Source organism: Klebsiella sp. WP3-W18-ESBL-02 (assembly GCF_014168815.1).
GTDB classification, from domain to species: domain Bacteria; phylum Pseudomonadota; class Gammaproteobacteria; order Enterobacterales; family Enterobacteriaceae; genus Kluyvera; species Kluyvera ascorbata_B.
Genome location: NZ_AP021973.1, coordinates 1 through 17,635 on the forward strand (window position 1 = coordinate 1; position 17,635 = coordinate 17,635).

Annotated in this window: 24 protein-coding genes and 1 pseudogene; 1 reads left to right on the plus strand and 24 read right to left on the minus strand. The window is 45.2% G+C overall.

All coding sequences use genetic code 11. The features are described from left to right. Positions 1-243: 243 nt before the first annotated feature. From H7R56_RS24760 to H7R56_RS24780, 5 genes are all read right to left on the minus strand, one after another. The gene (locus H7R56_RS24760) at positions 244-522 is read right to left on the minus strand and encodes a hypothetical protein (protein ID WP_001093608.1); all 279 of its coding nucleotides are present in this window, start codon (positions 520-522) and stop codon (positions 244-246) included. Beyond that, complete coding sequence (locus tag H7R56_RS24765) at positions 519-794, minus strand: hypothetical protein (protein ID WP_000557557.1); 276 nt, start codon at positions 792-794, stop codon at positions 519-521. Before H7R56_RS24765 ends, H7R56_RS24760 begins: the two co-directional genes overlap by 4 nt. A gap of 17 nt (positions 795-811) precedes the next feature. Next, positions 812-1,066 carry a hypothetical protein gene (locus H7R56_RS24770; protein WP_000510385.1) on the minus strand — a complete coding sequence of 85 codons (255 nt, stop codon included), beginning with the start codon at positions 1,064-1,066 and terminating at the stop codon, positions 812-814. Positions 1,067-1,176: 110 nt separating this feature from the next. Next, complete coding sequence (locus H7R56_RS24775) at positions 1,177-1,998, minus strand: SprT-like domain-containing protein (RefSeq protein ID WP_182928832.1); 822 nt, start codon at positions 1,996-1,998, stop codon at positions 1,177-1,179. Continuing rightward, complete coding sequence (locus H7R56_RS24780; RefSeq protein WP_000136657.1) at positions 1,995-2,174, minus strand: hypothetical protein; 180 nt, start codon at positions 2,172-2,174, stop codon at positions 1,995-1,997. Before H7R56_RS24780 ends, H7R56_RS24775 begins: the two co-directional genes overlap by 4 nt. 272 nt (positions 2,175-2,446) lie before the next feature. Here H7R56_RS24780 and H7R56_RS24785 point away from each other — a divergent pair, with 272 nt between their 5' ends. Then, on the plus strand, positions 2,447-3,097 hold the full coding sequence (locus H7R56_RS24785) for a YkgJ family cysteine cluster protein (protein ID WP_001549939.1): 651 nt from the start codon (positions 2,447-2,449) through the stop codon (positions 3,095-3,097). Positions 3,098-3,135: 38 nt separating this feature from the next. Here H7R56_RS24785 and H7R56_RS24790 read toward each other — a convergent pair whose 3' ends face one another. From H7R56_RS24790 to H7R56_RS24875, 19 genes and pseudogenes are all read right to left on the minus strand, one after another. Then, positions 3,136-3,591, minus strand: a complete 456-nt coding sequence (locus H7R56_RS24790; protein ID WP_001549938.1) for an H-NS histone family protein — start codon at positions 3,589-3,591, stop codon at positions 3,136-3,138. Positions 3,592-3,602: 11 nt separating this feature from the next. Further along, positions 3,603-5,930, minus strand: a complete 2,328-nt coding sequence (locus H7R56_RS24795; protein WP_182928833.1) for a type IA DNA topoisomerase — start codon at positions 5,928-5,930, stop codon at positions 3,603-3,605. 2 nt (positions 5,931-5,932) lie between these two features. After that, positions 5,933-6,529, minus strand: coding sequence for a DUF6012 family protein (locus H7R56_RS24800; protein ID WP_001549935.1), 597 nt, complete (start codon positions 6,527-6,529; stop codon positions 5,933-5,935). Positions 6,530-6,531: 2 nt separating this feature from the next. Next, positions 6,532-6,918 carry a hypothetical protein gene (locus tag H7R56_RS24805; protein ID WP_001549933.1) on the minus strand — a complete coding sequence of 129 codons (387 nt, stop codon included), beginning with the start codon at positions 6,916-6,918 and terminating at the stop codon, positions 6,532-6,534. A gap of 8 nt (positions 6,919-6,926) precedes the next feature. Further along, positions 6,927-7,232 carry a hypothetical protein gene (locus H7R56_RS24810; protein ID WP_015059068.1) on the minus strand — a complete coding sequence of 102 codons (306 nt, stop codon included), beginning with the start codon at positions 7,230-7,232 and terminating at the stop codon, positions 6,927-6,929. Positions 7,233-7,240: 8 nt separating this feature from the next. After that, positions 7,241-7,675, minus strand: coding sequence for a hypothetical protein (locus tag H7R56_RS27785; RefSeq protein WP_001549931.1), 435 nt, complete (start codon positions 7,673-7,675; stop codon positions 7,241-7,243). A 13-nt stretch (positions 7,676-7,688) separates the two neighbouring features. Continuing rightward, on the minus strand, positions 7,689-8,159 hold the full coding sequence (locus tag H7R56_RS24815; protein ID WP_001549930.1) for a thermonuclease family protein: 471 nt from the start codon (positions 8,157-8,159) through the stop codon (positions 7,689-7,691). Then, the gene (locus tag H7R56_RS24820) at positions 8,156-8,482 is read right to left on the minus strand and encodes a hypothetical protein (RefSeq protein WP_032309848.1); all 327 of its coding nucleotides are present in this window, start codon (positions 8,480-8,482) and stop codon (positions 8,156-8,158) included. The genes H7R56_RS24815 and H7R56_RS24820 overlap by 4 nt, the downstream gene beginning before the upstream one ends. 85 nt (positions 8,483-8,567) lie before the next feature. Next, positions 8,568-8,882 carry a TrbM/KikA/MpfK family conjugal transfer protein gene (locus tag H7R56_RS24825; protein WP_001549928.1) on the minus strand — a complete coding sequence of 105 codons (315 nt, stop codon included), beginning with the start codon at positions 8,880-8,882 and terminating at the stop codon, positions 8,568-8,570. An 87-nt stretch (positions 8,883-8,969) separates the two neighbouring features. Then, complete coding sequence (locus H7R56_RS24830; RefSeq protein WP_001549927.1) at positions 8,970-9,362, minus strand: cag pathogenicity island Cag12 family protein; 393 nt, start codon at positions 9,360-9,362, stop codon at positions 8,970-8,972. Continuing rightward, a pseudogene (locus H7R56_RS24835) lies at positions 9,359-11,194 on the minus strand (type IV secretory system conjugative DNA transfer family protein). The gene H7R56_RS24830 and the pseudogene H7R56_RS24835 overlap by 4 nt, the downstream one beginning before the upstream one ends. Before the next feature lie 2 nt (positions 11,195-11,196). Then, positions 11,197-12,231 carry a P-type DNA transfer ATPase VirB11 gene (gene virB11, locus H7R56_RS24840; RefSeq protein WP_001549925.1) on the minus strand — a complete coding sequence of 345 codons (1,035 nt, stop codon included), beginning with the start codon at positions 12,229-12,231 and terminating at the stop codon, positions 11,197-11,199. Continuing rightward, complete coding sequence (locus tag H7R56_RS24845; RefSeq protein WP_024194855.1) at positions 12,228-12,425, minus strand: hypothetical protein; 198 nt, start codon at positions 12,423-12,425, stop codon at positions 12,228-12,230. Before H7R56_RS24845 ends, virB11 begins: the two co-directional genes overlap by 4 nt. A gap of 1 nt (position 12,426) precedes the next feature. After that, positions 12,427-13,638, minus strand: a complete 1,212-nt coding sequence (virB10, locus tag H7R56_RS24850) for a VirB10/TraB/TrbI family type IV secretion system protein (protein WP_001549922.1) — start codon at positions 13,636-13,638, stop codon at positions 12,427-12,429. Continuing rightward, entirely contained in the window at positions 13,635-14,564 is a 930-nt protein-coding gene (locus tag H7R56_RS24855; protein WP_001549921.1) for a TrbG/VirB9 family P-type conjugative transfer protein, read from the minus strand. The genes virB10 and H7R56_RS24855 overlap by 4 nt, the downstream gene beginning before the upstream one ends. A gap of 5 nt (positions 14,565-14,569) precedes the next feature. Continuing rightward, positions 14,570-15,298 carry a VirB8 family type IV secretion system protein gene (locus H7R56_RS24860; protein WP_001549920.1) on the minus strand — a complete coding sequence of 243 codons (729 nt, stop codon included), beginning with the start codon at positions 15,296-15,298 and terminating at the stop codon, positions 14,570-14,572. A 230-nt stretch (positions 15,299-15,528) separates the two neighbouring features. Next, on the minus strand, positions 15,529-16,584 hold the full coding sequence (locus H7R56_RS24865) for a TrbL/VirB6 family protein (RefSeq protein WP_182928834.1): 1,056 nt from the start codon (positions 16,582-16,584) through the stop codon (positions 15,529-15,531). An 11-nt stretch (positions 16,585-16,595) separates the two neighbouring features. Continuing rightward, positions 16,596-16,853 carry an EexN family lipoprotein gene (locus H7R56_RS24870; protein ID WP_001549918.1) on the minus strand — a complete coding sequence of 86 codons (258 nt, stop codon included), beginning with the start codon at positions 16,851-16,853 and terminating at the stop codon, positions 16,596-16,598. Between the two features lie 9 nt (positions 16,854-16,862). Then, a complete protein-coding gene (locus H7R56_RS24875) occupies positions 16,863-17,633 on the minus strand; it encodes a type IV secretion system protein (protein WP_001549917.1) in 771 nt (256 codons plus the stop codon). Between the last annotated feature and the right edge of the window lie 2 nt (positions 17,634-17,635).

The window sequence follows — 17,635 nt, forward strand, 5'->3', positions numbered from 1 at the left end:
CGCCGGAACAATGCCGGGATCACAAACCATCACCCGTGAAAGAAATCTTCCGGCATTGCCCGGTCAGGTAGTATGACATTCATTGTCAACGGCCATCAATTTATAAGCTGCTTTGCACTTCATAAAAGATCACCACCAGGGCTGCTAAAACAGTACCGATAGCCAGCACGTTAAAAAGTACGTCCTTCATCTTTACGAACGACATACTGATTTGCGTCCTTTCCCTTTTGTCAGCCTTCTCTATCATCCAGCGTTGGTATGAATCACTGTTACTTTTTCTGTCCATGTTCCCCCCAATTCATCAATGAGCACCAGGCGGCCACCAGGCTTCTTGCCAACAAAGTAACGGCCTCGCGGCAGACGTTCGCCAGTCTTCAGCCGTTCGATCCAGTCCTGAAATGCAGGGCGCGGTTTATAGCTGTAGCGGCCAAAATCAGCTAAAGACTGCGTGACCATGACTGTTTGGCAGCCATGCTTTCTCATATCACGAAACGTATTTTCCAGTGCAGCCAGTGTATTCATTTGCACGTTCTCTCTGCTTTTCCCATGAAGATATTAACGACACTCAAAACTAACACCGTTGGCATGATCACGGCAGCATAGCCGACAGCAACGGCCTGATATATGGTCAATGAGTAGTCGGGCTGTTTATACAATACGACTGAAAAAATGCTCCCCAAACAAGCAAGCAGAGTTAAAAACAAGTAATCGACAAATCTGTTTTTATAGATAACCCATGCAACGATGCAGGGATATGACACCAGGCACAGGATAATCGCATTTGTGGTATGCACGTTTCGCTCCTTGTTATTTAAGGGTTGTCAGCCAGATCAAACAGATTGTTCAGGCTGGAACGGAATTGTTTTACCGATGATACCAGCTCCTGACTCCGCGCTTTTTCCTGCGCCAGTTCACGCCGTAGCTGCGCCATCTCGTCTCTGTTACGCTGAAGCTCAAGGATAGCCGTCATAAAGGTTTTGCTGGCTGATGCCTGTCCGGTCGCTTCCTGCGCCTTTTTAATGGCCTGATCTTCGTCGTCATTCGTTCTGATTGTGTAATGCCCCATGATACCCCTCTTTTGCTGTCATTTTTGCGCTGCCGGCGCGAACCCGGGAAGAAACTTTGCTGGCAAAAAAACACTGGCCAACAGATGTGACCGGGAAAATTTGCTGGCAATTAATTTTCGATGAAAGCCAGCTCGCAATCGCCGCATTCAATATTCAGTCCGGCTTTGCCCCACACGGCAGCGCCACACCCGCGACACTGATATTTAACTTTATTTCGTTTTGGCTTGTCCTCAAATGCTGCAACTGACAAATCATTGTCATTGCTCCCGGCCATATCATCTGAATGGCTCCCGTTCTGCGGTGACACTGACGGCAGCAGAGCCATAGAAAGCACCGCTTCTATATCAATCCCGGCCTCAGCATTTTGATGCGCCAGAGCAAGCGTTTCGCGCCATTGCTCTATTACGGCGGTCATATCTTTTTGTTGTTCGACCTGGACAGGGAAGCGATCAAACCAGCTCAAAGCAAATTGCCCCTGGAACAGTTCCAGTGTGACGCGCTGGAAGCGGCCACCAGGGATCGGATAGTCATTAATCTTCTGGCCGACTTTCGCACCACCAGGTCTCCCGGTGGAGGAGGGCATAAGTCCGATACTTTCCATTTTTGGCGCCCACTGCGCATTGTGGTACGTCTTACGCGACGGGTTGCCGTAGTGGTACTGCCACATATGGCACTGCTCATGAACCAGCGTTTGCATGACTTCAATAAGCGGGTACACCGGGAAGTATTCAGGATTGAGGGCGATTTCATCAATCATCCTGCCGCTGCCGTCAGCAGCAACAAAGCGCCTGTAACTGAAATAGCCCATTGTGTTCTTGCCGCGCTGGAACGTAATCAGACAGTCAGGGAGTTCGCCGTCAAAAAGGCGCTGGTTATAGAAATCAAACGCCTGTTGTAGCTCGCTGTAAGCGCGTTCCGTGGCTCTTGTCATGCTGAAGTTCGCTTAGCGGCGTTCCGATATTCCTGTAACTCTGCAACAATAGCAGGGAACACATCAGCGCAACGCTGTGCCAGCTTAACCGCCTTTGAACAAACGCCCATACCATGTGCTCTTTTGAGCGCCTCCAACAAATCTGCCAGTTCCTCGTCAGTGATTTTTTCAGTCATCTATTAAGCTTCTCCATTATCTGTATCGTACGATACAGATAATATAAACCACACCTTTGCTAGCGGCAATCTTTTTTGCTGGCAATTTCAAGCCCAAGGCGGGTATCGAGTGAGTAAGATTGCTGGCAAAAATCAACGGCCAAACCGGCTGCAGGAAACTGGTTTGCTGGCAAGCGTGATTTACTGCTGGGCTTGATACCTTGCCATTGAATGACGCTTGTTTTAGTGTCAAAAGAACAACCAGCGCGAGAAGAATAAAGGAAGCAAAAGCAATGGATATCAAACCTAACTCAGTGATCCACCTGGAGCCAGGCGATACATTACCCGGCCATACCAATCTGAAACCCGTACCTGATAAGTATCTCGATGAGTTAAAGGCACTCATAAATAAACTCAATACTCAATCAGGTAATATTTACCTCAAGTTAAAACAGATGTACGCCTTTTTGGATCGTTTTAACAAAGAATTTGTGAGCACGTTTACCTCCTGTCAAAAGGGGTGCTCTTCGTGCTGTAAAATCGATGTTCATTTAACCGCGCTTGAGGCAACACATATTGCACAAGCAAGTAAACTCACTGCCAGAGACAACCCGCTTACGACCGGGCATGAGTCAAAATGTCCGTTTTTGTCTGAGAAGGGAACATGCTCAATCTACAATTACCGCCCGCTGTTATGCAGGACATATCATGTACTCACTCCGCCGGAAATGTGTAACGACCCGGATGCACAAGTCATGCAGTATGGTTCTCAAAGTGCGAACATGGGAAATCACATCTACAAAACAATAGCTGAGTGGATCTATTTTCAGACGTATCACTGCACTGGTAAGTTAGAAACCAAAGATATCAGAGACTACTTCCCTTATCCCCGCGAAGATATCCAAAGATTTCTTCACCATAACCCCCCGCGCCCTTTTTGCTAAAAAAAAAGCCTCCGACGCAGTGTCAGAGGCTTGTTAGATTACTGTTCGTCACCAACAGAGCTGGAAGCGTCTTTTTTGATGAGAAACTCATCAAGAGAACGGCCAGCTTTTAATGCTTCGTCGATTGGTTTTGGTGTCCGGCCACGGCCAGACCAGTATTTCGTTTCGCCGTTTTCGTCAAACTGATATTTAGGCGGCGCTTTTGGCAACGTCTTTTTCCGTGTTTTTGGCGCATCTTCGGACAGGCCAAGCAGTTCTTCCGGTGAAAAACCTTCTCCGGCGATCAGCTGGAGCAGCTCCTGGCGCTTTCTTTCGCGTTCTGCGCGTTCTGCTGCCTCACGCTCTGCTTCTTCACGGCGTTCTTCGATCACGGCATTAAGCTTTTCCTGCATTTCCAGCAGTTGTTCAAAGCTGGTTTCTCGCGCAAAAACACGAACAGAGCGAATATTCAGGAGTAGCTTTCGTGTTGCATCAAATGTTTCATTTTCACTCATCGCGTTAATCCTTATTTTTTACTGAACTGAAACCCAAGTTTACCCGTAGCTTTATCCTGCAAAACAATTGCAGCGTCAAACTTTTTCCCGGTTTTATTACTGGTAAAGCCTTTAATCTCTCCGGTTTTACCTTTTTTGATTAATGTTTCAACCTGATTTTGTGTCAGTTTTTTTCCTGACACTTCAGACCAGATTTTAAACTCGCACCCGGAACAGAAAAAGCCTTTAGGCCGGATAATAATTTCTTTACTACATGAAGGGCAGGGGGCTTCGAGCCGGGACATGGAACCTTCTGATCTGGATTTTGCTTCCATATCCGGCTTGCCGTCTTTGTCCGGGAATGTTGTCTTGCATTCAGGATAGCAGGAGCATCCCCAGAAAAAGCCATTTTGCCCCTTACGTTTACGCAGGAAACCGTTGTTACAGACCGGGCAGGACGTGGCATTTGAAGAAATCGAAATTCCGTTCCTGTCCAGCTCGTCGATTAACCCCTGGACATACTCATCATTTTCCTTAATAAACTCCTCAACCGTCAGCTCTCCGGCTTTGATCTGAGACTGCTTTTCAGCCCACAGAGCGGAGATATCCGGTTTAGTGATTTCAGGAGGCAGTGCAGCGCAAAACTCCTGGCCTTGTTTTGTGGTTTTCCATACCAGCTCCGAATACCCCTTTTCTTTTTCGATGGAGATAAGCCCGGTATTTGCCGCCAGTTTCTCAAGAATGCCCGCGCGAGTGGCTTCCGTTCCGATACTGCCACGATCACTGCTGCCCTCGTCTTTCGCTTCCAGCGCCTTTCTGAGAGCCGGATCATCAATGAATTTTGCTGCACTCGTCATGGCGGCCAGTAAGGTTGACTCTGTGAAATAGCGAGGTGGTGTAGTCTTTTTCTTGTCCACGTCTGCCGATTCACACAGGCCGCTGTCATTAAATTTCAGCAATGAAAGATCAAAACCATCCGTTCCGGCATCTTCGGTTTCGTCCTCATCATCACTATCCTTACCTAGCGCCTCCCAGCCCTTTTGTACCAGAACGCTCTGTGTGGCCGTAAAAGTATCCCCCTTAATATCAAAGTGGATTTTCGTCTTGTTGCGGATCGCATCCGGGTAGAACAGCCCGATAAAGTAGACGGACACCAGGTTATAAACGTTCCGCTCTTTTTCATTAAGCTGAATACCGGCTCCGCTTTTTGTCGTCGGGATGATGGCGTGGTGCGCCTCAATCTTGCTGGCATTAAAGGCTTTGTGCTTCTGGCCTTTACCCATATCTGCGATCGCAGACGCCAGTTCGGGTACGGTGGCCGCTATCGCGGCAGCAATATCTCCGGCCTGGTAGTAATGCTCATCTGAAAGATAGCGATTGTCAGAACGTGGATAGGTCAGAAGCTTGTGAGTTTCATACAACCCCTGCATCACATCGAGCGTATCTTTTGCAGAATAACCAAATCGCTTTGCGCATAGCTGCTGTAGCGTGGAAAGGTTAAGCGGCAGCGGTGGTTTCGTGTTTTCCGGCTTTGTCGTCGCGATAGTAACAATAGCGTCCTTACCCGTAACCCGCCCGGCAATATGCTCGGCCTGAGCTTCGGAAATCAGGCGTTTTTTCTCGTCTATCTGATCGTCGTCTGTTGTCTGATATTTCGCCTTAATCTGATGCCCGTTCATCGACAGACTGGCAAATACATCGTAATAAAAGCTTTCTGTGTGGTTCTGGTTCGCCAGCGTGCGCATGTTCACCAGGCCAAGAACAGCACTTTGTACCCGACCAACGTTCAGAACGCCGTCATAGCCCTTCTCACGGCCTTTTAATGTACATCCCCGCGTCATGTTATAGCCAAAACCCTGATCACACAGGGAACGCGCCAGGGCGCTTAACGTCATACCGCGAAATTTATCGTTAGGCTGTAAATTAGCCAGCGATTTTTGCACTGGCGCAAGGTTGAGGTCGGCAACAAGCAGCCGCTGGACGGGTTTCTTGTTTCCGGCATAACCTAAAATCTCATCGACCAGCAAACATCCTTCATCATCGGGGTCGCCAGAATGAACGATACTGTCGGCTTTATCGATAAGAGACAAAATGATGCGGGTCTGTACTTCGGATTCTGGCTTGATTTTATACTGAGGCGGGTAAACCGATTTAATCGGTAAATCACCAAAGCTCCACCTGGAATATTTTTCGTCATAATCCTCCGGGTCGTAAAGCTCCAGCATATGACCATAACACCAGGTAACGACATCAGAGCCATGTTCAAAGTAGCCGTTTTTCTTTTCAGTATTTGGGTTACCACCCAGCCCTTCAAAAATCGCTTTTGCTAAAGAGGGTTTTTCTGCAATAAAAAGTCTCATAATTAGCCCTTAGTCAAATCAATAGTGCTTTCAAAAGATGGCAGTCGCTCAAAAAGAGAATGTTGCGTATTTAGTCGCTCTGACTGAATAGTATGCAGTAACAGACTTTCCTCTCTGCTCTTAAGAAAATCACCCCATTCATACTCAATCCACACATCATGGGTATTTTCTCCTGGCTTATTGAGAAATGACTCCATCTTTGGCTGAATTTTCACCGGAGCAAGATTTTCATAAGCTGAATGAACCCGACGATCCCATGAATCAAAACCGCCATTTAACATTATATCGTGTGAGACCATATCAAAATCGTTATCTTCGATGTAGGTTGTCACACGATGATTGATCATACCCATATTTTCTATATTCCACTGGTAATCAGTGGTAAACCACTTAAGATGCTTATCAGTCTTTAGTAAAAGTCCATTTATGGCTTTTCTGCCTTTCCTCATACCAACCCAGATATTTTTATTCGGGTAGGGTCTTCCCGTTGACAGTGCATCACCTTCGATTATGAAATCAAGTTCAGGAATGGTTATTGATTCAAGATGGCATTTATTTGCCATCAGATGAAACAATCTTGGAACAAGGTGCAGGTACATGATTACTCTCCAACATCAGAGTTGTGGGTTCCTGGGAAACTAATAAGAAACTCATCCGTTCTTCCTTTACCATGATTGAAGAGAGGTTTTAAAGCATTCTCCCTACCGAATTCAGCAACGAATGATTCAACATCACGAATAAAACATGACATGTACTGATAACTGTCAGTCTGGAACAACTCCTGTAAATCTTCTCCATGCATAACCGCATACTGGCAAAGACGGTCATACAAATTTTGTAAGGATCGATAATCAGAATCAGGAACGACTATATCAACTTCTGCCGCGCTTTCTGTCATAAGAGAAGAAACAAAAATATCTGCACTGACGCGAACTTCCCTTACACTCACTCTGTTATTAAAACGTTCTTTTTCGATTTCATTAAACATGATAGTTTTCACCACTTATGACTACGTACATATGCCATACAGAGCTGTAACGGAAGATTATGTTTAACCGACATGAACTCTGCACATTGTTCATCATCAAAAACTCGCATGCCATCAGAGATTCTAATAAAATGAGGGTTTTCCTTTCTTTCTTTTTCCAGTGTGTTTATATCGAACAACCCACTGGATGTTATATCCACTAAATCCATGTAATGCCATTGAGCCGTTTCTAATTCATCAAGAGTCCTTGCCTGATCTTTCATTTTAGAAAGCAATCTTTCCAGTTCACGCAAAGCCTTTTCTTTATTCATCATTCCCTCGCTCAATCATCATCATAAGTTACAGAGAAAATTTCCTCCATCAGCCAAAAATCAATAACGGATTTATCTTTTTCAGCGAGGTGTTTGTATGTCTTTGAATACTTGCGCGCCATTTTCAAAAGATCGGGACTGTTAGCAATAAATTCCTTTTCGTGAAGATTGTTTTCACGGAGGACTTTTAAGTATTCGGTATTAGGATGATAAAAGGCATTTTCTCCTAACTCTGCTTCCTCTTGTTTAATCCAGTCACCCAGATTAACGCTAAACTGTTCTGTTTTATCAGGAAGCCAGTCATTCGAATTTAGCTCAATCGGGACTAACGGCTCTGCTCTTTTGTGACATACAAGACAAACATGAATATTTTTATCTTTATCAAAACGCATAGCCTTGCATTTGCCGCAATCACACCATCCATCTAATTGCTCTGGACATTTCATAATGAAAACCCTCTTATTTTTTATGCCGCCATTCCCACGGGGGAACAGGTTGATTATCAGCCCACAGGCCGCGCTTCTGTGTCTGTGCTTCCCGTTGCAGAGCCGGTAATGAGTTATCGGTGTTGTACCTGTCATAAACCCATGCAGCCCCTTTTAGCACTTGCTGGCGGTTAGCCTCAGTGCCGTTCGCTGTTATCACTCGTCCCAGGATTCGCCCGTAGCGATCTGTTTGTGTATAAGAGACGGTAACGGATTGTCCTGCAAGAATGGCTTTAAGTTGATTAGTTGACCAGCGTCCAAAGGGTTGTTTTTTTTCCGGGGCATCGATATTCAGGAGACGAACCCTGACAGGTTGTTGCTCCTGCAATACTTCAATGGTGTCACCATCAAGTACACGAATAACCTTCCCCTGAATCTGAGCAGCACACAATGTAGCTGGCAACAGGGCAACAGCAAAGGAAAGAGCATTAAGAAAATGTCTCATTGCTTTCTTCCCTCCCATATTGATGAGAGTCGTTTAAAAATGGATAAAACGACAATTAAAGCCACTGCGATAACAGCCAGTGAAGGAAGTACATAGCTGTATAACTCAACCATGAAATTAATAAACTCCATGAGCGATTGCGGCTTTAAGGAAGCATCCCACAAAGCGATAACAACACGATAAAGCCCATAGACAATTGCCGGAAACCAGACCATAAACAACAAGATTTCAGTAAAAACAGAAGCGACCGCTTTGGCACTATCGATAATTTCAATTCCGGAGATCCGTACACTTCTTGCATCAGGTGCATTAATAATTTTCATCCTTCCCCCCTGTAAAAAATGTTCGCAAGTTCCAGTCTCACCCCTGAAACTTGCGTATTCACATCAGAATTAAACCATAACAGACTTAAAAGTTTTTCAATCGACCAAAGCTTGAAATAATTTTGTTTACTGTACCTGCATCAGCCGAAGGACATTCATTTAGTTTTTTCTTCCTGGCATCTGCCGTGTGATTGGGTAAAAAACCATGTTTATTTTTTTTCCTGATTGACATAAAACTTTTATACATCGGGTCACACTCTGCCGGACTACTTCCGTCAAGTTTTCCGGCAAGGCATAACACCATTGCACATGGATCGTTCGGGTCGGCCTTTTCCTCAGCATGAGCAGTTCCGGCAGCGAACGCACAAAGCAGCACTGCCGTTGTTACGGTCTTTTTCATATACACCTCATGGATAACGGGCAACTAACGCCCTGCGGTTGTTCAACCCCGGCTCAATAAAATTGCAGGAATTTTATTAATCCGGCGTTATCGGGATAAATAAACACTGGTAGTCCGGCAAGAAAGACAGTTCATTTTATAACGATACTGTATGACACCGTTTGCACCATTCGCCCTCAACCAGTTTTTAGCTGTGAAAAAGTCTTTTCCATTACTGGTTTCAACAATCACTGAATCAGAATGTGCAACAGAATAAAAAACAGCATCATCATAAAGGCGGTTTTCAGGTCTGAAATCATGGATAACCTTAACCCACGATGAATTAACCTTATCTGATTTAATGACTGAATATGTCGGTTGCCAGTCCATTAATTGTGCATTCACCGTTTCGGGATTCTGTTTCCAGTCAACCTGTGGCGGTTCCGGTGGAGAGGAACAGGCAGAGAGAAAAAGGACACTGACCATTAACATTTTTTTCATAGTAAAACCTCTGACTCCAGCTCACCGACGGAGAGCATTTTTTCTTTAGAAGGATATTTAAGCCCTTTAACACCCAATACTTTTTTAGTCTTATTCAGGGAGGCGGTTAACTCGGTAAGTTTAGGGCTTACCATCATCAGCCTGTCCATAAAATACGGGTCGAGGAAGTAGAGAGCTTTCTCTGCTTTAACCGGGTTTTCACCTTTAAGAATGATAAATTCTTCTTTAAAATCCAGCGTTCCCAGCTCCTGCGGGAGCACAAGGGCGCGCTGCGCCTCACTTTCTGAACTACTTTTCGACGTCGAGCGTCCGCTTGTCTTACTTGATCCTGTCGATTTAGTGGTGATATAGCCCAGCTTTTCCGAAATCTTTTTAGCGTCATCTTCTTCACTGACAGCATAGATAATCCGGCAGGGATGCGCACTCATCAGCGTTTTGGCACCTTCAACACCATAGATTTCATTAAGCTGACTGATATTCTGATAAATCGTCAGAAGTTTGAGTTTAAACCCGGCAATATAACCCGAACCTTTTTTAATGATTGGCATGTAACCAATAGACGGAAACTCATCCAGGAACATCAGACAGTCATGTTTCAGGGTCGGGTCAAAGTCAGGGTTTTCACGTAACGTGACTTCCACAACGAAATTAAAGAACAGGTTGAGGAAGTCATAGGCCAGTGACATATCTTCAGCATTAACGCCAACATAAACAGTGATATCTTCCCGGCGCAACTGGCGAAGGTCAAAATCATTTCCGTCTGTGCATTTACGGACAGTCGGAAGATAAAACAGACTCATTTTCTTACGAAACGAACCATCAATACTCGAACGTTGTTCATCCTCTGTTTCGTGATACTCCCTGATTTTGGTCAGTGCATCGCGCAGATGATACAGTGCGTTTTCATCAAGTCCTTTCGTTCCCTCCAGGTCTTCTCGCTTACTGAGTATCAGTTCCCGGTCAATGTTGCTGTACAAATCGACTACAGAACCAATTGAGAAAACAGGTTTAAGCCCGAACTCACCAAGCCAGGAAGGGTCGTAGTTAATAAAGAAATGAAGCAGTTTTGCCAGCCCCGTCCAGTACTGCCCCGCGAGGTTATTAAAGTGAGCTTCCGCTCCGGTCAGACCGTAAGACGGGAACAGGATCTCAATCAGCTTCAGCAGGTCTTTAGCCCCGCTCTCTGCTTTTAAATCAATATAGAAAAGCGGGTTAAACTGATGCGTTTTACTGTTGAAAGGGTCAAGAAGATAGACTTTATTACCCAGCAGTTTTTCACGTACCTTACTGGTGATTTTCCACAGTTCCTGTTTTGGATCTAATGCAATCAGGGAATGTTTCCTGACCAGCAGGTTTGGAATACCGATTGCAGCCCCTTTACCTGCTCGGGTTCCTGCGCCAAGTGATACAAAATCTGGTGCGGTATACCACAGGTATTTACCTTTATACGCCCCGACCAGAATATCAGTATCGTTTTCTTTCTCCCATTTCAGAAGCTTCGATTTCCTTAAATCATTATCACTGGCAAACTTCGCGTCACCATAAAGAGCAACATCCGTTTTATTCAGTTGCCAGATTATAAAAACAGGCACAATGAGAGATGAAACCATACCTGATAAAAGAGAGGGGATAGCGGTTAATCTGATATCTGTCCGTATATTACTCTCTGTTATTATCCGCCACAGCAACATGGAATCAAAATTCTTTCATATATAAAGCGGCGTTTTTCCGTTCAGGAAGTAAACAGCAACTGAGCCAGTATAATACGTCACAAGACACATAACCAGACCAATAAAAGCCCACTGGCCTTTATCGGGTAGTTTTAGAGACATAATCACTCCTTCAGCTTTTCAAAGTATTCCTGAAAATGAATATCACGATAGTAAATACCCGATGCAAATCGGCGATCCTCTTCATCAATGTACTTAATACTCATAATCACATCGACGTTGCTTAACACCCTCCGCAATATAATGTTGTAGGGTAAATTCTGACATTCAGGGTTCATATAACACCGCTGAACCAGCCCAAGCACAGCATCTTCAGGGGTGCTCTCATGGACGGTTGTAAGGTTCCCTGCATGGCCTGAACTTGAGCCTTTGAGAAAATCCCAGGCTTCCGCACCGCGAACCTCAGTCATGAGGATTCTGTCCGGGTTCATACGAAAACCAGAACGTAAAAGAGAAGCGGAGCTGACAGTGCTACTTTCCCCTTCTGACGGGTAATACAATTTCACATGATTTTTGTGAAACCTGAACTTTGCTTCATCTGTATCTTCGATTGAAATACATCGTAAATGATGGGGTATGTACTGAAGACAGGCATTTGCAAAGGTTGTTTTACCCGCCCCCGTTCCTGCACAAAAGACCATCGTTTTACCCTTAACCAGACATTCAGGGACAAATCGTTCAAAACAATTATCTTTAAACATTAAAGATAATTCATCTTCTTTATCCCTGAATTCAACACCTTGATTTAGCCTTGAGTAAAACCCCTGTTTAACAAAGGTATCATGGTCGATAAACACACTGGACGGCTTACGAATTGTAATAGACACCGTTTCCCGTTCCGTTGCCGGGGGAATGACTATTTGTACACGCTCCCCTCCGGGGAGCGTAACAGAACGTAAGGGATATTCTGGTGTAACCGACCCACCATCATGATAATCAGAAATAGCTCCTGCAAATGACATACAATCTTTAAAATCCATTTTTAATTCATGCTGCTGCCATTTCCCACTCACTTTAACAAAAAGTTCATCAGGCCGATTTACCGCGATTTCAGTTAAACCATCAACTTCATTAAGCCAGTGGTGGAAGTATTCATCTATTATTTCGTAAACAATATGTCTGTTCTCTGCATCCTTCATAATCCACCTTTTCTTTTAAGATCTCCAATAAAACGCATGACTTCTTCGTAATTAAATCGGTGCGTTTTGAATTGTTTCAGTGGTTTGGGGAAAGGAACGCCATTTATTGGTATGCCCTTACGAATATGATGGTATATTTCGCTTTCCCTTATTCCTGACAGCATTGAAAACTCTTTGATATCCAGCGTTATCAAATTACCTCCGGGAACCCACCATTTTTAATTTGTAGATGCTGGAGAAATCCAGATCCTGACCAACAATCAGAGTAATGATTTCCCCCTGGTTTTTATAAAGCGTTGGCGGGATATTCACACTGTTTGCAAACGCTTCGCGTGCTATATCAGCAAAAGCCTGGCGACTGTTAGCTGTATAATCGGTCTGATTGTCTTTATTACTTTTGGCTGCTCCGCTTGCCGCCTGTGCCACATCGGGGATCATGCCAACCATCATCGCGCCCATAAAGCGATCTGCAAAATGTGTGTCAATCCAGCCTGAAGCCCCGGCCTCACCCAGCGCTCCCGCCGCCTGCGTATCAATCAGCGGAATATCAATGAAAGGTTCCTTGCGTGTTCTCAGCTTCGTAGCAGCGATAAACACGGCTCCCTGACCATGATTGAACGTTCCCGTTTTATACATCAGATATGCGGCAGTTCCCTTTTCAATTAGTTTTACATTCCTGTTTGCACTGTATACGTCCTCATTAATCGTACAGACCAGCTTGCCAGCCAGATCAGAGATAAATCGTCTGTCCAGCGAGCACTTAATCGCGGTATTTTCAGGAATGAAAAGGTTAGGGTCATAAGGAACGCGTGTAATTTTTGAAAGCTGCGCGGGTTGCCCTGAGTTAACAGGCTGAACCTCGGCCTGTTTGTCACTGCCGTTCTCCTCGTTCCTTGTATTGCTGGCCGATGAAGAACTCCCACCGGAACCTGAGGAAGCAGAGCTGCTTCCTCCATAGGCCACATCCAGCGCACGACTGAAGTTCTGTTGTACTTTTTCCGTTGGCATTTCCGCTTTGTCGCTGCTTTCCTTCCGCTCTTCCGTCTTAGCCGGTTCTGCCCTGGTGTTGAATGGATCAACATCATCGCTGAGACCTGTCGCGCGTTTTACTGAACCAGTAGATACCGCATTACTGGCTGGCTTTTCGTCACCGCTGGACATTGCACGGATAATCGACGGGATATAGTAGACCGACACCCCGGCGGCCAGCAGAAGAAATGCAGCGATAATAATCACCAGCCCCTTACGCGATTTTTTAAGCTTCTCGATACCCAGGCGTTTAACTGGTTGTCCTTCACTTTCTCCGTTATCCGTTTTATCGTTTTGCTCATTATCTTTCTGAAGTCTCTCCCGTAGTGCCTGTTCAATTTCTACTGCGGTCGGGATTTTATTTTCCTGTTCGCTCACTGGATCACCTCTTTCTCAACGTTCGGGGAAACGGTATCTCCTGCCGGAAGCCGGACTTTGCCAAAGCCCCGGTTTTCAACCCCAACAACCTGATTTCCCATACGCAATACAAAACGCTGGTCTACAGGAACACCAACAACGGTGAAACTGCCGCTGTTTTTGACTACCGGGTTAGTCAGCGTTTCCTGTTCGCCACTCATAACAAAGACGCTGGGGATTTTTTTCAGGGGGCTGAAGCCAAACCAGGTATAGCGGCCATCGTCATACGCATAATCCGGGCTGATTGACTGACTGCCGTCAGCTACCCGCTTCCAGTAATCCCAGTTCCGGGGGGACTTCGCGTTTTCAAGAGAACGGTTGATTGCCTGTTCTTCCTGCCGCTTGTTGAGAGCCTCAATCCGTTTCTTCTCGATTTCGGCCTGTTCCTTCCGGCGTTCCTGCGGGTACTGGTAATTAACAACAAAAGCGATCTTGTCCGGCTGCCGGAACGTTCGGGCGTTCAGCTCCATGCTGTAATTACGTTTTGTTGTGCGAACAAACAGGTTTGTTCGCCAGCGTTCCAGGTCGTTTTCAGGATCAAGAGCAACACTGACCACCTCTGAAGACTGGTTGCCACTGTCATCGGTACTGTTCTTCTGTACTGTCTGTTTGACGGGCTTTACTTCCAGATACACCAGGTTATCTTCTTTGTTCACTTCCCAGCCCTGGGGAAAGCCGGTTCTGGCACTGATTACCGTTTCATCCTCGTCAAATACCAGTGTGGTTGTATAGCCGACCGCACTGTTTATAACAGTCGTGTTTTGCGGGTTATAACTGACAACCTGATTACGGGGGTCGAAACGGCTGGCTGCTGGCGTAACGGCTGCATGGCAGACGTGAGACACCAACAGAAGCGCCACGATTAGCGCTCCTTTATTCATTTTCATAGTTTTCACCCTTTCACTTCTTTATCGCGTACATAGCTCGTTACAACGAATTTAAGCGGGTTATTATTTCGGTCACCCGATGCCATTTCGACCTGTGGTTCAATACGGTAGGTCAGTCTGACGTTCCAGTATTCATAATCATCCTGGCCTGTCGCGACATTTCGAATGGTTAATTTAAACCTGACATATGCCCCCATATCCTTATCATCGCGCCGTGATGACGGACTGATAATCACGGAGGGATTATCCTGAACGGATGCTGTTTTTTCCGCTTTATTATAAATAACCTTTGGTGACTGGTTGCTGTTGATTAAAGCGTTGTAATCCGTCGCAACATTCTCAGCGCTGTATAACAGAACATAATCATAATCATGCTGGAGACTGAAATAGTTATACCCTTCACGACGCTTCACATACTGAGTAATAAAGTATTTCGCCAGTGCTTCATTTTCAGAGAGGTTTTCTTTTTTAACGGAAGTCAGCCTTTCAGCAACACCAGTGACACCATTAATAAGATAAGCTTCGACAACCGTACTCTTTAACGGCAGCGCCCCATTCAGAGCCAGCAGAGACAATACACCTACGGCCATCCCTGCAATACCACCGAATTTATAAATGCGGTTCATTTTCTCCTGCATCAATACATTTTTCTCTTCAAAAGTAGTTGAAGAGTCCGTTACTTCTTTTTTCTTGTTAAAACCAGGCAGTTTTAATTCTGAAAGATTAAACCCCATTGCGCATTACCTCTGCTGAATTAACAGGTTCGCTTTTCCCGGACACCGGGGGTTGTTTATGTGACGCCTGGCATCCGACGAGGCAAAGCGTCACGATAGCCGTGATAAGTAGTTTCATATTAATATTACCTAAACAAAGGAGTGAATATTATACGCAGATGCTTGAGATTATCGTAATCAAAAGAAGGATAATAAGAATACACAAACCTGTATTAAGAGCATCCATGAAATTATCCTCCGTATTTCTTTTTCGCCATATCAATAGCAGCCTGTCGAAGTCTCTTGGCACCAATGTTAACTCCCTGTCCTGTCAGATTCCCCAGCTTGCCAGAAACACCAGGCGACTGGCTAAAACCATTATCCTGACGGCGAACACCTTTCCATGCTCCTATCCCTGCATTTTTACCCATGCCAAGCATATTGCGCCCCATACGGGAAGCGCCGAACACGCCAGCACCAATCCCCATTGCGGCTGCCCCCTGCATCGCGCCTTCAACACCTACCCCTGCGAGCTGGGAAGCATAGGTTTTGGCTTGCCAGATAATCCAGGCCATGAATGCACCTGCAACCCCGGCCTGAGCGCCAGTTGAGATTAGATTTAGCTCATCTGCATTTGCTATAGATATTGTCAGGATGCCATTTAAAAAAGTCATCCCAGCTCTAATTGCCAAACCGCAAAACAGAAATATCAAGCATGAGCTAAATATTAGCTGTAGCCAGCTATTAAACATTTGTCGTAAAAAACCGAAAGACAGACAAATAATAAACAGAGGTGCAGTAACAGCTAGCATTTTAAGCGTCACCTCAGCGGCAAGATAAACTATAGATGTCAACAACAGAGCTAAGATACCGCCAGCATATGTCAATATCGCTGCGATTGAGCCATCAGTTTTAACATATGTAGATGTATCTTTAGGCATAAGATATGCTGCCACTTGCTGAACTTTTTCCCAAAGTTCATCAACCCATTTCCACGGGTCACCACCTGCAAATGTTTCCCTTAGCCCATCCATAGCCTGATTAGCACTATCTAGCCAACCACCGATATTTCTGACAAAGATAAGAATCAGCCAAAATCGACATAAGTTCCATAGAAAATCTTGAACTGCGGTTTTCTGTTTACCAACTACAGTGGTGTATGCATACCATAATATATAGATAGAAATACCATACTTACCCAATTGATACGCTATTGAAGAAAAATTATCTAATTGACCAGTCAAAGACTGGTCAATGTTTTTAACAATAACGTCATGGGCGGCTTGGAAAAACCTAGAAGTTGCCATAATGGCTCCTTTTAACTTCCCTCTTTACCCAAAACATCTTTGAATGCATCTTTATAATCAACGTGCTTAGGATGTAATTGCTTATATCTAAATAAACCGTCTTTAGCATTTTTGCAATTATCACTATCACTACCTGACTTTTTGCATTCAGCTACTTTTTTAGTTGCTTCGTCAGGATGAGATTGCCACCAATCTACAGATTTAACCTCTTCGCACCCGGCAAGAAAGAAAGTAAGCCCCAACGCTGCAACTACTCCATATTTTTTCAAGATTCCTCCTCAGTTCATTTCATAGCTCTGCTGATCAAACGCCGCTTTATAGTCTACAACAGGGGTATCGGTATTAACCGCTCCTAATTGTTTTTGCTGATATGCGGCCTGTAACATTTTCTCCTTGTATTCTGCAAGATCGCGCTGCTTATCGCGATACATTTCATACTGAAATTTGAGCTTGTTAAATTTCAGGCTTGCCAGAGATACAGCGTTTGTCGCGTCCTGCGTGGCTTTCGTGTCCTGGGCGTTCTTCACCTGGTCGATAAGATCGGCCATCTCCTGATTATCTTCACGCAGTTTACTTTCCAGCTTATTGCCGTACTCGATCCCCGCTAGTTGGGACAGGAACGAGGCTTCACAGCCCCGCACAAGGTCACCTGTATAACCCAGGCCTTTACAGGTGTTTGTCACCTTATAATCGGCCAGAAGAGATCTGGCTTGCTCAGACAGGGCGGCTTCCGGGTTCTTAATGTAATCATCAATGAAGGAGTTCCCCTGGTCGTAAATCTTCTCCAGCTCCTTACTGACAGATTGCGCAGACTGCACCAGTCCCTGAACATCACGAATGCCCGTTTTGGTCAGCAGCTCCTGCTTATAGGCATTGATCTGTTTCTGGTAGTGGCTCACCGTGTCCTGCCACTGTTTGAGACGTTCTGTCCAGCGCTGCGCTTCGATAGCCCATTCAGGGCTTGCATCAATGGCAACGGGAATACCAGCCTGAGCACCAGAGATAACCGTAACAGAGGCGATAAGTGCCGCAACGATATGCTTTTTCATAG